10 protein-coding genes are annotated in these 13,317 nt (G+C 69.4%); 5 read left to right on the top strand and 5 right to left on the bottom strand.

The window, feature by feature from the left end; genetic code table 11:
* The first annotated feature begins 145 nt into the window (after positions 1–145).
* Together C5B99_RS18085 and C5B99_RS18080 are read left to right on the top strand one after the other, a co-directional pair.
* A complete protein-coding gene (locus tag C5B99_RS18085; protein ID WP_104244685.1) occupies positions 146–1,042 on the top strand; it encodes a MurR/RpiR family transcriptional regulator in 897 nt (298 codons plus the stop codon).
* Between the two features lie 85 nt (positions 1,043–1,127).
* On the top strand, positions 1,128–1,862 hold the full coding sequence (locus C5B99_RS18080; RefSeq protein ID WP_104244683.1) for a VIT1/CCC1 transporter family protein: 735 nt from the start codon (positions 1,128–1,130) through the stop codon (positions 1,860–1,862).
* A gap of 3 nt (positions 1,863–1,865) precedes the next feature.
* Here the strand turns inward: C5B99_RS18080 and C5B99_RS18075 are convergent, their stop codons facing one another.
* On the bottom strand, positions 1,866–2,237 hold the full coding sequence (locus C5B99_RS18075) for a nuclear transport factor 2 family protein (RefSeq protein WP_104244681.1): 372 nt from the start codon (positions 2,235–2,237) through the stop codon (positions 1,866–1,868).
* 213 nt (positions 2,238–2,450) lie between these two features.
* Between C5B99_RS18075 and C5B99_RS18070 the strand changes: the two genes are divergently transcribed.
* Together C5B99_RS18070 and C5B99_RS18065 are read left to right on the top strand one after the other, a co-directional pair.
* Positions 2,451–3,923, top strand: a complete 1,473-nt coding sequence (locus C5B99_RS18070; protein WP_104244679.1) for a sensor histidine kinase — start codon at positions 2,451–2,453, stop codon at positions 3,921–3,923.
* Between the two features lie 107 nt (positions 3,924–4,030).
* On the top strand, positions 4,031–4,657 hold the full coding sequence (locus C5B99_RS18065) for a response regulator transcription factor (protein ID WP_104244775.1): 627 nt from the start codon (positions 4,031–4,033) through the stop codon (positions 4,655–4,657).
* 549 nt (positions 4,658–5,206) lie between these two features.
* Here the strand turns inward: C5B99_RS18065 and C5B99_RS18060 are convergent.
* Positions 5,207–7,507, bottom strand: coding sequence for a S8 family serine peptidase (locus C5B99_RS18060; RefSeq protein ID WP_181065056.1), 2,301 nt, complete (start codon positions 7,505–7,507; stop codon positions 5,207–5,209).
* Between the two features lie 314 nt (positions 7,508–7,821).
* Between C5B99_RS18060 and nagA the strand changes: the two genes are divergently transcribed.
* Positions 7,822–8,967: an N-acetylglucosamine-6-phosphate deacetylase gene (nagA, locus tag C5B99_RS18050; protein WP_104244673.1), complete on the top strand. Its 1,146-nt coding sequence runs from the start codon at positions 7,822–7,824 to the stop codon at positions 8,965–8,967.
* Between the two features lie 475 nt (positions 8,968–9,442).
* Here nagA and nagB read toward each other — a convergent pair whose 3' ends face one another.
* The 3 genes from nagB to C5B99_RS18030 form a co-directional block, all read right to left on the bottom strand.
* On the bottom strand, positions 9,443–10,225 hold the full coding sequence (gene nagB / locus C5B99_RS18040; RefSeq protein ID WP_104244669.1) for a glucosamine-6-phosphate deaminase: 783 nt from the start codon (positions 10,223–10,225) through the stop codon (positions 9,443–9,445).
* 179 nt (positions 10,226–10,404) lie between these two features.
* Positions 10,405–12,324 (bottom strand): N-acetylglucosamine-specific PTS transporter subunit IIBC, encoded by a 1,920-nt coding sequence (nagE, locus tag C5B99_RS18035; protein ID WP_104244667.1) that lies wholly within the window; start codon positions 12,322–12,324, stop codon positions 10,405–10,407.
* Positions 12,325–12,418: 94 nt separating this feature from the next.
* Entirely contained in the window at positions 12,419–13,135 is a 717-nt protein-coding gene (locus C5B99_RS18030) for a GntR family transcriptional regulator (protein WP_104244665.1), read from the bottom strand.
* Positions 13,136–13,317 lie beyond the last annotated feature (182 nt).

Genomic DNA, 13,317 nt, shown 5'->3' with positions numbered 1-13,317 from the left:
CGGTGTTCGAGAAAGCATGATCCAGCCGCATCCATCATGCAACAGAGATTGCAGAAATGTAACCCGCGCGAAATCTCTTGCAGGATTGTCCGGGGAACCGACCCGCGGCACGCAACCCCCAGCGGATCCGTGCTGAAATGAACACATGCCAGCCGTCGAACCGCCCACCGACGACGAGACGCGACTCTCCCCCGACGCGTGGCTGCGGGGCGTCCTCGCCGGCAGCAACCTCGGCCCCACCAGCCAGAAGCTGGCGAACTACCTCGTCACGAACATCAACGCCGCCAGCTACGCACAGGCCGCCGAGATCTCAGCGTCGGCGAGGGTGAGCGCATCCACGACGACGCGCCTCGCCCAGCAGCTCGGCTTCAAGGGCTGGCCGGACCTGCAGCAGGCCCTGCGCACCCGCTACCTCGCACAGCTGTCGATGGTCGACATCGCCGAGATCCACGGCCTCACGGACACTCCGTTCCAGAACGCGCTGCGCAACGACGCCGCACTCCTCGCAGCCACGATGCGCGACATCGACGACGTGGCGATCGCCCGCGTCGCGTCGGCCGTGCAATCGGCGAAGCGCGTGCACGTCACGGCGATGGGCAGCTTCGCCGCCGTCGGCCAGGCGCTCGTCCACAACCTGCAGATCGCCGGCTATCACGTGCACGCGCTCCTCGACCGCGACAGCGCGCTCTCGAACAGCGTCGCCCAGATGGGCGCCGGGGACCTGCTCATCGTGTGCAGCTACTGGCGGCACTACCGCACCATCGTGGCGGCCGCCAACGCCGCCCACCGGCAGGGCGCGACGGTCGTGGCACTCACCGACTACCTGCCTCCGCAGCTCGAGGGCGCAGTGGACGACCTCATCAAGATCCCCGCAGAAGGCACGTCGTTCTTCCCGTCGCTCACCGTCCCCATGGCGGTGCAGCAGGGCCTCGTCGCAACGCTCGCGCAGCTCGACCCAGAGGCCACCAAGGTGCGCATCGACGCCGCCGAGCGGTTGTGGAACGAGCTCGACATCCTCATCGACCCTCGCGCAGCCGAGTAGGCACGAGGTCTTCGAAGGTCGCACTCACCAGAACGCCACCGTCGAACCGCTCAGACACGGCATCCTGCGTGCTTGGATGACGCCCATGACCGCACCCGCCGCGCCTGCCCCCGGCGCCCACGCGAACGAACCGCACGACGCGTCCATCCACGGCCGCCTGAACTGGCTACGCGCCGGAGTCCTCGGCGCGAATGACGGCATCGTGTCGGTCGCGGCGCTCGTCGTCGGCGTGGCCGGGGCCACCACCGCGACGCCCGCGATCCTCACGGCGGGGGCCGCGGGACTCGTGGGCGGCGCGATCTCGATGGCGCTCGGCGAGTACGTGTCCGTCAGCAGCCAGAGCGACAGCCAGCACGCGCTCATCGCGAAGGAGCGTCGCGAGCTCGAGGAGGAGCCCGAGGAAGAGCTCGCCGAGCTCGCGGGCCTCTACGAGCAGAAGGGGCTGACTCCGGAGACCGCGCAGCAGGTGGCCATCGAGCTCACGGCACGAGACGCGCTCGCCGCCCATCTCGAGACCGAGCTCGGACTGAGTGAGGAAGCCGTCGCGAGCCCGCTCGCCGCGGCCGGCGCATCCGCACTCGCCTTCACGACCGGCGCACTGCTGCCATTGCTGTCGATCCTGCTCCTGCCCGAGAGCATCCGAGTGCCAGGGACCTTCGCCGTCGTACTGCTCGCCCTAGCAGCGACCGGCTACTTCAGCGCTCGCATCGGGCAGAGCCCACCCTTGCGACCGACGATCCGCGTCGTCGCCGGAGGCGCGCTCGCGCTCGGCGCGACGTTCCTGATCGGCTCGCTGCTCGGCACCTCCGGCGTGGTCTGAGCCTCAGAACATGGGGTGGTCGTGGATGCTCGTGGCCGGCACCTGCTGGAGCACGTCCCAGTGCTCGACGATGCGGCCACCCGCGAAGCGGTAGATGTCCGCAACGGCCGCGTCCGGGGCTCCGGGGCGGGAGGCACGCACGTGCACCATCGCCAGGTCGCCGTCGACGATGATGCGCTCGACGCTGAACGTCGCATCCGGTGACCCGTCGGACTTCGGCGTGAGCGCCTCGACGGCAGCCGCGGGCCCGTCGGCGATGTTCGGGTTGTGCTGGCGGTAGTCGGCGGAGACCAGGGAGTCGAAGGCCTCAGCCACGCGCTTGCGCGTATAGAACAGCTCGACGAAGTGCTCGAATGCGGCGCGGTTGTCAGTCATCGGTGGGGTCACGACCTTCGGTTCGCGGGGCGCGCCGGTGCCGACGCTGGCGATTCCAGCTTGGCGGCCGACGGCCCGAAGCGCACATCACGGGTGCGGATGCGCGGCATCAGCGCCGCGAGCACCGCCCCCGCTCACCCCTTCGGATGAAACGGGACACCGCAGGCGTCCACGTCGCCCTCCCCAACCGGAATCGCCCCTAGCTTGGTGAGCATGCTCCGAATCCTCGATCGCCTCTCCACCGCCCGACTGCGCTGGCTTCTCGAGCCCGCGGTGGGTGCGCTCTTCGTCGCACTGTGGTGTTTCGCGGAGGTTGGGCGGTGGAACAGCCACCTGCCGTTCTACGCGGCACCGGTCATCTACGGCGTTGCCATCGGCATCTCGCGACGCTTCCCGCGGGTCGCCCTGGGCATGGGGCTGCTGGTCCCGGTCCTGCAGCTGTCGGGGATGCTGCCCATGGCCTCGGCAAACGATTGGCCCGTGCACCTCGCCATGCCCCTCATCGTGTTCCTCGTTACCGTTCGCTCGCGAGGCGCACTCACCTGGGGATCGCTTGCAGCAGGCGTGGCCCATGCGGCCGGTCTCGCGTTCATGCTGGTCTACCTCGGGCAGTGGCTGCTCTGGACCGGGAGCTACGGAGCCGGTGTCGAACGCTACTCCGCGAGCGGCGAGCTGTTCTTCCAGGACGGTGCCCAGGATATGGCGCGCAACCTGGGCCTCGGAGAGATCGACCTGACCATGCAGGAGAGCATGGTGCAGCTGATGACCGGGCCAGACGGACAGATCGCCGGCGTGACGGTCGCGCCACCCATGCCCGAGCTCCTGCTCTCGTCGGCTGCCCAGCTGGCGCTGGTGTTCGTCGCGTTGACCGTCCTGGCCTGGGCACTCGGCACCTCGACCCAGTTCGCGATCAAGTGGGCGCGCGAACGCGCCATGCGCACCGCGTTGACGGAGGAGCTGTCTGCGTCCTCCACGGAGGTCCTCGTGCTGCACGAACGGTCCCGCATCGCTCGCGAAGTGCATGACGTGCTCGCGCACTCGCTGACCGTGACGATCTCGATGGCGGATGGCTCTAGGCTGCTTCGCGAGTCGCGCGGCGAACCCGCCGACGACCTGCAGAAGATCGCCGACAACGCTCGGAGCACGCTCCTCGAACTGCAGGGCCTCCTCGAGGACATCGGCGGGGCGGGCTCAGCCCCGCAGCCGAAGCTCGATGAGCTGGGCGCCCTCATCGATCAGGCCTGCGACGCCGGGCTCGAGGTCGAGCTGCGACACCTCGGCGAACGCAAGCGGCTCTCCCAGGTGCAGGAGCTGAGCGTGTTCCGGATCGTGCAGGAGAGCCTCACGAATGCGATGAAGCACGCGGGCTCCGAAGCGTCGGCAACGGTCTCCCTCGACTGGCGCGGCGCCGGGCTCTCCCTCAACATCGTCAGCACCGGGGCCAGCAGTTCGGGTTCCGCAGAGGATCCGCCGCAGCGCAGCGGCCTCGGGCTGACGGGAATGCGCGAGCGTGCGCGCCTCGCGGGCGGCTGGCTGACCGCGGGGGCCGAGCCGAGCGACGGCGAGGCGAAAGAGCGCCAGGTCTTCGTGGTGACGGCCTTCATCCCGACGCAGGACATCGTGCCGCGGGTCGCTGCGACCGAGGACACCCACCTCGCCGCCAGCCGCAAGGAGGACGCGCAGTGAGCGACGACACCGCCACCCAGCCCGTCGACATCTGCGCCGCTCGATCAGGCTCAGCCCCGCGCATCCGCATCGCCCTCGTGGATGACCAGGAGCTGTTCGTCTACGGCATGCGCATGCTCGTGGAATCTCAGCCCGACCTCGAGCTGGTCGGCACGGCGAGCGACGGCGAGGAAGCCGTGGAGCTCGTCGTCGGAGAACGCCCCGACGTGGTGCTCATGGACATCCGCATGCCCGGCCTCAACGGAATCGCCGCGACCAGGCGCATCCTGGAGGCGGCCCCGTACGCCGACGAGACGGGCCCGCGCCCGCGCGTCGTCATGCTGACCACGTTCAGGCAGGACGAGGCGGTGCTGCAGGCCATGCACAACGGCGCGAGCGCGTACGTCACGAAGGATGCGACGCCCGAGATGCTGCTGGACACGATCCGCGCCGTGCACGCGGGCGATGCCCCGGCGATGCCGGTGGGGCGCATCGCTCGCGGGGCGTCTCCGGCCCCGGAACCGACCGCGATCGCCCCACGCCCCGACGTCGCGATCGCCGCACTGTCCCCTCGAGAGCGGGAGATCTTCCTCCTCGCCGCGAAGGGGCTGCGCAACAGCGAGATCGCGGCCGCCGCGTTCGTGAGCGAGGCGACCGTGAAGACGCACGTCCGCAACGTGCTCGCGAAGCTCGAGCTGTCGAGCCGCGCCCAGATCGTCGTGTTCGCCTACGAGCACCGCCTCGTCACCGGGTAGCCCGCGCGCGGCTCACGCCGCCGGGTCGCCTGGCGCGGCTCCGCGTCACCGCCCCACTCATCCGCCTCTTCCTCCCCCCCGTCTCTGCAGCCGTCCGGCAAGATTGTGGCGGAGTGCTGCCCGAGAGCTCTCGAACAGCACTCCGCCACAACTCCCCGAGCATCCGTCCGCGTGCGACGGAGCGCGGGCACCCACTACTTCTCGTCGCAACGCTTGCGCCTCACTGCGACAACCGCGCCGAATCCCACGCTCACCGCGCCGAGTCCAGCGGTGACCGCGCCAACCCCCGGCCCACCCAGCCGCCGGTCCGCCATCTGCCACGCCCCATCCGCGGCTGCCCCCCATCCGCCGCTGCCTCGCAGCTGCCGCACCCGCCACTCCCCACCAGAGTTGTGGCAAAGCGCGGCGCGCGCGCTCACGAACAGCACCGCGCCACAACACTGCTCGGACTCCGGCGGTGGGATGCGGCGGCGCAGCGGTGGGATGCGGCGGCGCAGCGGTGGGATGCGGCGCCGCAGCGGTGGGATGCGGGACTCGCGGCGGCGGGCCCTACCTGTTGTCGAGCTTCCTGCGAGCGCTCGCGAGCGTCACGGCGATGCCGATCGCGATCGCGAGGGCGCTGATCGCCGCCACGAGCGCAGGCGACGAATCGACGCCGGTCTGCGCAAGCTCCCCGGTGGCCACTGGAGTCGAGGTCGCGCTCGTCGCCACGGGAGTGTGGGTCTCGACTCCGGGAACCGGCACCGCCGTCGGCGTGACCGGGACGGCTGTCGACGTCTGGGTCGGCGTCGGCGTCGGCGTCGGCGCGGGCAGCGCTGCGAGGAACGCGGCCGCGTCGACGAGCCCGGACCCGGCCGAGTCCGCGACGCTGACGAACTCATGGATGCTGCCGATAGGTTCGGCAGTTGCCGTGATCGCGGCCCGCAGCTCCTGCTCCGTGATGCCCGGGCGGAGCTGCATCCCGAGCGCCGCAACTGCTGCCGCTGACGGTGCAGCAGCCGAGGTGCCGGTGAACGAGTAGACGCCCTCAGCGCCCTGGACTGCGCTTCCGAAGAAGTTCGTCCAGCCTCCGTCGAGCGAGGTGAGCGTCGGCGCACCCGAGATGGGCTCGGGCAGCGCGTCTGTGCTCGGGAACGCTTCGAAGTACAGCGTCATGGGCCCGGTGCCGCTGAAGTTCTCGAGCTCCGTCGGTGTGGCAGCGTTGGCGGCCGCGACGCTGAACGCTCGGGGCGTGCCGGCGTGTCCGTAGATCGAGGGCCCGACGATGTCGCCGCCGGTGCCCGCGGAGTACTCGGCGGCCCGGAGGTAGCTGCTCGGGAAGATCGTCTTCACCCGCGGGTTGAGAGCCGGTACACCATCGCTGGTGTCTCGAACGATCGTGTAGTTGTAGTCGCCGCCGGTGGGCTGGAAGCCCGCGAGCTGCACGGGCGAGCCTGCCGCGGGGAGGGGGCTGCCCGCGACGAGCTCGCCGGCGGCGTCGGTGACGGCGACCACGAGGCGGCTGGTGGCGGCCCCAGCGGGTTCAGCCCACTGCAACATGAACAGGGCGTTGACGTCGTAGGCGGCGAGGTCCGGGTAGGTCAGCGTGTTCGTGGGGTCCTCGCCCGCGCCCGGGTCGAAGTCCATGCAGTCGGCGCTGGTGATGTCGAACTGGTCGAGGTTCTCGGCGACAGCAGCCGGGCAGGCCGTCGGCCGGTAGGCGGGTGCCTCCCATGAGGAGATGACGCGACCTTCGCTCTCGCCGAGGCTGCCGACGATCGTGTCGTTGCCAGCGGCGGTGAAGAAGGGGATGCCGAGCGCAACCGCATCGTTGACGGAGTTGGCGGCGACTCCGTCCTGGAACATCGTCTCGTCGTAGTATCCGAGGTCGTCGACGATGATGTCGGCCCCGGCCTCTGAGAGACGTTCGACGGCGTTTGCGAAGCCAGCCTGCCCTCCGCTGCCGGACGCGAACAGCAGCGTCGAGCCGGGTGCGATGGAGTGGACCAGCTGGGCCATGCCGCGCCCCTCGTCGGTGCTCGGGGCCGCGCTCTCGACCACGACCTCAACGGGTTGCGTGTAGCCGCACGGGTTGCCGGCTCCCGGGAGCAGGCCCGCGGCCACATCCTCGTCCGGTGTCGACGGCAGCGTCACGGTCGCATGGTCGTACGAGTCGGAGATGATCCCGATGCGCACCCCCTCACCATCCACGCCATACAGGTCTCGCGCGAGGGGAACATTGAGGGGCTCGGTGAGGTTGGCCGGCACCGCGCGGCAGGTGTCAGCGGATGCGCTGGGGTCCGCATCCGGTTCGGTGGTGGGTTCCACAGCGGGTCCCGTCGTCGGCTCCGCCGTCGGCTCCGTCGTCGGCTCCGCCACCGTCAGAGCGTTGGCCGCATCCCACGCGGAACCGCTGGACACCGGCGAGAGAGTCTCCTGCACCGACTGCACGTTCGCAAGCCCTGCGACGGCTTCGAGATTGCCCGCCGGAACCGTCGCTCCGATCACGAGGTACTTCGCGGCGACCGCGTCGATGGTGCCGAGCGCAGCGAGTGCGTCGATATCGGCGGCCAGCGGGGGTGTCGAGTAGTAGACGGTGACCGCGACGCTGCCGCCGCTCAGCTGCAGGCTCGCCGGGCCAGACTCCGGCAGCGCGAGCTGCGTCGGCGTGGCCGCTGCGAGCTGCTGTTCCGCTGCCGCAGGGTCAGCGGACACGTCGACGGCCGCCAGGGCGGTCAGCCTTCCCGACAGCTTGTCGCTGTCATCGGTCGCCGGGGCAGCCGACGCTGCTCCGACCCCGAATCCGCCGAAGACGAGTCCGGCAGCGACGACAGCAGCTGTGAGGCGCGGGAGAGTACGAGCAGAATTCACCAAGTCACCTCAGGGAGTAGGCACTGAAACAGGAGCGGGGGCTGGAACAGGAACTGATGGTGCTGATGGAACTGGAGCCAAGAATGGCAGATGCGGCGGCACTTCCGCTACTGGAAGGCGCGGGCGAAAGCGTGCACGCCTCGCCGAGATCCGCGGGCTCGTCGCGGGCCGGGAAACGCTGGCCTCGGCGGTCGCTGTCGACGCCGCCCAAGAGCCGCGCTCCTCCTCTTCCCGACTTGACACCGAGGTCCACACGAGCAAAAGTACAACTGGTACAGACCAGTGAGCAGGACCGAACAGACGGAGCGAGCAGAATGATCGTCAGCGCCGCGAACGTCATCACGCCGCACAGCCACCTCTCGCCCGGGTGGGTGCAGATCGAGGGAACCGTCGTGCAGCGTGTGGGCTCGGGGCGGCCCCCCGCGGACTCCGGCGACATCGTCGAACTCGGGGAAGCGACGATCGCGCCCGGCTTCGTCGATGGCCACGTGCACGGTGGAGGCGGCGCGGGGTTCGACGACGCCGGCGCGGGCGACGGACGCGGCGCACTCGCGGCGAAGACAGCGGTGCGCACGCATCTCGAGCAGGGCACCACCTCGCTCGTCGCGAGCCTCGTCACCGACGAGATCGGCGCGATGTGCGACTCGGTCGCGGCGCTCGCGACCCTCGTGGAGGAGGGCACCCTCGCGGGCATCCACCTCGAGGGGCCATGGCTGAGCCGCGAGCATCCGGGCGCCCACGCGCAGCAGCACCTCATCGAGCCGAACAGTCGCGATCTCGCTGCGCTGCTGGCGGCAGGGCGCGGGCAGGTGCGCATGGTCACGCTCGCACCCGAGCTGCCCGGTGGTCTCGACACCATCAAGGCGCTGACCGACGCCGGGGTCGTCGCCGCCATCGGACACACAGACGCCTCCTACGACATCGCCCGCGAAGCGCTCGACAACGGTGCAACGGTCGGCACGCACCTCTTCAATGCGATGCGCGGACTGCACCACCGCGAACCCGGCCCCGCCACAGCACTGCTCGAGCACCCGGATGCGGTGATCGAGCTCATCGCGGACGGCACGCACGTGCATCCTGCCGCCCTCCGTCTCGCCGCAGTCGCGAAGCCGCACCAGTTCATGCTCGTCACCGACGCGATGTCGGCGGCATGCATGCACGATGGCGATTACACGCTGGGCTCGCTCGACGTCGAGGTGCGCGGCGGAGTCGCCCGCCTCACGCAGGGCGGCGCGATCGCCGGATCGACGCTCACGATGGCGCGAGCGGTGCAGTACGCGGTGGCCGTGGCCGGACTGCCGCTCGTCGACGTGGTGCGGGCCGCGTCGACAACGCCGGCGACCGCCCTCGGCCTCGAGAAGGTCGGGTCGCTGCTGCCGGGATACTCGGCGGATCTCGTCGTACTGGACCAGTCGCTCGGCGTGCAGCGGGTCATGCGTCGCGGCGAGTGGATTCGCTGAGCGACGCCCGCCCCCACGCAGCGCTGGCCGCCGGCACTGCGGGCACCGCAGGCACCGCAGGCACTGCAGGCACCGCGCGCACCGCCCTGCCGCACCTGCCAGCGGTGATCCTGCCGTCCGTGCCACCTTCGCGCTGCGTCGGCGCGACCCCCGACATCCTGAGGCGCGTGATGGGTTTCGGCGACCGTGATGGGTTTTTACCCATCACCGGTCGGCAGAACCCATCACGCGTATCCGAGAAACCCATCAGCGTCGCGAAAACCCATCAGCGTCACTCGACCACGCGCGCCAGAGCAAGCGGCGGATGCGCCGCGGCCGCATCCCCGCCGAGAGGCGGATAGGCCGATAGGCCGATAGGCCGATAGGCCGACGATAAGCCGAGGTTTCCGCGACGCCACGTTCACGACGCCGACGGCAACGCCGACGGCGAGCCTCGTCGCAGCGGACGATAGGGCGCGGCGGCCGCCCTCGAGGGCTACGCCTCGGGCTGGACGCCGGCTCGGTGCTCGACCGTGTACCGGTAGTAGTCGGCCATGGTGAGCTCGGCGGCCGCGGCCTCGTCGATGACGATCGTCGCCCGGCGGTGCAGCTGCAGCACGGAACCCGGCCACATCGAGGAGACGGGCCCCTCGACCATCGCGGCGACCGCGCGCGCCTTCGACGCACCCTGCGCGACGAGCACGACACTGCGCGCGTCGAGGATGGTACCGAGCCCCTGCGTGAGGCAGTGCACCGGCACGTCCTCCGGCTTGTCGAAGAAGCGTGCGTTGTCGGTGCGTGTCTTGGGGGCGAGCGTCTTCACGCGCGTGCGGGAGGAGAGCGAGGACGTGGGCTCGTTGAATCCGATGTGTCCGTTCGCCCCGATGCCGAGGAGCTGCACGTCGACGCCTCCAGCGGCGGCGATCTTGGCCTCGTAGTCCTCGCAGGCGGCGTCGAGGTCGGCCGCGAGGCCATCCGGCACGTGCACCCGCGCGGGGTCGAGGCCGAGCGGCTCGACCACCTCGCGGCCGACCACGGCGTGGTACGACTCGGCGTGCGACCTGGCGATGCCGACGTACTCGTCGAGGGCGAATGCGCTCACTCGGCTGAAGTCGAGGCCTTCAGCGCGTCGGGCGGCGAGCGAGCGGTAGGTCTCCAGGGGGCTGGAACCGGTGGCGACGCCGAGCACCGCTTCCGGATTGCCCGCGACGACGTCCGCGATTCGTCCAGCTGCAAAGGCGCCGACCTCTGCCGGCCCGGCCATGATGACAACTTCCATGCGCTGCTCCTAGAGATCGAAGGCGATCGGGGCGCCTCAGTCCAGTCTGGACGTGCGGCCGGATCGGCGAGGCGTGTTGCGCATCACAATACCGGGAAACCGATGCGTGGTCTAGTCCACCAGGGGCAGCGGGGTGGGCTGCCGATCCGGCAGCCCACCCCGCTGATCAGAGCGCGAACTCAGTCCTGGCGCAGCCTCAGCTCGACGTCGCCACCCCCGAGCACGATGACCGGAGTCACGGCAGGATGCCCAGCCGCGCGGATGGCGTCGAGGTCGAACCGCAGGAGTGGCGCGCCCTCCACGACCTCGTCGCCGACAGCGACAAGCGTCTCGAATCCCTCACCCTTCATCTCCACGGTGTCCACACCGACGTGGACCAGCAGCTCGGTGCCATCACGGAGCTTCAACGCGACCGCGTGACTCGTCGGGAAGATGTGCGCGACGGTGCCGTCTGCCGGCGCCCACACGGTGTCGCCCGTGGGCTCGACCGCGACCCCAGAACCCATGATCCCCTGGGAGAACGTCGCATCCGGAACCTCGGAGAGCGGAACGACGCGACCGGCAACCGGCTGGCGCACGGTGAGCACGGTCTTCGTGGCGACGCCACCCTGCGAAGGCGCGGCCACCGTGGCATCCGCCACCGCGACGGGCGCGGAAGGCGCCTCGACTCGGCCTGCGATGAGGTCCTCCATCGCATCCTTCACGAACTGCACCTCGAGGCCGTAGATGACCTGCACCGACTTTCCGCCCGGCTTCATGATGCCGGCAGCACCAGCACGGCGGATGGCCGCATCATCCACCTTCGACACGTCGGCGATCTCCATGCGGAGCCGCGTGGCGCAGTTGTCGAGCTCGAGCACGTTGTCCTTGCCGCCGAGCCCCTTGAGGATCGCGGATGCCTGGTTGAGGAACTTCGACGACCCTGTCGATGTCTCATCCACTTCGACTTCCTCGTCTTCGCGACCCGGCGTCTTCAGGTCGAAGCGCTTGATGATGAAGTAGAACGAGACGAAGTAGATGACGAACCAGATGGCGCCGGCCAGGAAGATCGCCCACGGATTCTGCGCCAGGGGGTTAACCCAGCCGAGCATGAGGTCGATGAACCCGCCGGAGAACCCGAAGCCCATGCGCACCGGCAGCAGCGCCATGATGAACATCGAGATGCCGGTGAAGATCGCGTGGACCACGTACAGCGCTGGCGCGAGGAACATGAACGCGAACTCGAGCGGCTCGGTGACGCCGACGAAGAACGACGCGAAGGCGCCGGACAGCAGGATGCCCGCGGTGACCTTGCGGCGGTTGGTCTTGGCCGTGAGGTACATCGCGAGCGCCGCACCGGGCAGACCGAACATCATGATCGGGAAGTAGCCGGTCATGTACTGGCCGGTGACGCCTGCCGTGCCCGTGCCGTTCAGGAAGTTGCCGAGGTCGTTGATGCCGGCGACGTCGAACCAGAACACCGCGTTGAGCGCGTGGTGGAGGCCGAGCGGGATGAGCAGGCGGTTGAAGAAGCCGTAGAGGCCGGCGCCGACCGGGCCGAGCCCGACCATCCACTCACCGAACGAGACGAGGCCGCCGAACAGCACCGGCCACACGAAGTAGAGCACGAGTGCGACGACGAGGGATGCACCGGTCGTGACGATCGCGACGGAGCGCTTGCCCGAGAAGAACGACAGGGCGGCCGGCAGCTGGACGTCCTTGAACTTGTCGTAGCAGTACGCGCCGATGAGACCGCAGATGATGCCGACGAAGGCGTTCTCGATGCGCCCGAAACCGATGTTGACATCCTCAACCGGGATGCCCTGCAGCGTCGCGACCGTCTCAGGGCTGAGGAGCCGCGTGACGACGAGCCACGACACGAGCCCCGCGAGCGCGGCGGTACCGTCTGGCTTCGATGCCATTCCGATTGCCACGCCGAGCGCGAAGAGCAGGGGCAGGTTGTCGAGCAGCGCGCCACCTGCAGCGGTGAAGAAGGCCTGAACGAAGTTCTCGCCTGCCGTGTTGAGGATCCAGTACCCGATACCGGACAGGATCGCCGCTACCGGCAGGACAGCCACCGGCAGCATGAGCGACTTGCCGAGTTTCTGGAGATATTTCATGGCGTGACTCCATGGTCAAAGGAAAAGTTAGGGGGACTCTACTTGGAAAATCCGCCCTGGTATAGACCAGAGTTCGCCGGTGGTTCGGTTTGCGTCAGGAGAAGGGCAGCGTGAGGCGCTCCTGGAGCGGGAACGTGAGCTCGAAACGATCCGCGGGGAACGTCGCACGCGAGTACGACATGGGCAGGCCGCGGGCGATCGCGGCGCGAGTGAGACGCAGGACCGGGTAGCTCGCGGCGATGCCGAGCACCTCGATCTCCTCGGGGCTCGGCAGCGTGGCCGTGACGACCTCGACCCCCTCCGTCGGCAGCAGATCGAGCGTCTCGAGCATCTCGTAGAGGCTCCCCTTGGCCGTCTCCTCGTCGAGCTGCGGCACCAGGGCCGCGGGCAGCCACTCATCCTCGAGCGCGAGCGGACGGTCATCGCCGAGGCGCAGCCTGCGCAGGTGGATGGTCTCAGCTTCCGGCGGGAGCTGCAGGTGCTCTTCCACCTCGGCCGGGCGCTCCGTGCTCCGAACGAACGAGAGCACCCGCGTCTCGGCGCGCATCCCGTGCTCGCGGACGGCGCTCGCGAACGACCGCAGCCGAACCTGCAGGGAGACGGGCGGGGCGAGCTTCTCGGTGCCGATACCGCGTTTCGTGCGGACGAGCCCCTCACGCTCGAGGACATCGATCGCCGCCCGGACGGTCATGCGAGCCACCCCCAGCTGCGCTGAGAGCGTGCGTTCCGACGGCAGCAACTCGCCCGGGGAGAGCGATGCGGCGAGGGCGCGAACGCCCTCGAGAGCTGTTGAACCACTGACGCGTGCCATCCCGCCAGTATCCCATCGCGTCCGGGCCCGGATACGACGGCTGCGGCGGCACGGCTCGGCACGCCCTTGGCTCGGCTCGCGGTCTCACCGCCCCGAAGAGGTCACTTTCCGCCCATCCCCAGCCCTCGGAAGGGCGGAAAGTGACCTCTTCGGGGCGGTGAGACCGCGAGCCGAGCCAAGGG

The sequence above is a fragment of the Pseudoclavibacter sp. Z016 genome (assembly GCF_002931215.1).
GTDB lineage: Bacteria > Actinomycetota > Actinomycetes > Actinomycetales > Microbacteriaceae > Pseudoclavibacter.
The sequence above is the reverse complement of the archived record's forward strand: the minus strand, read 5'-3'. Positions and strand labels throughout refer to the sequence as shown.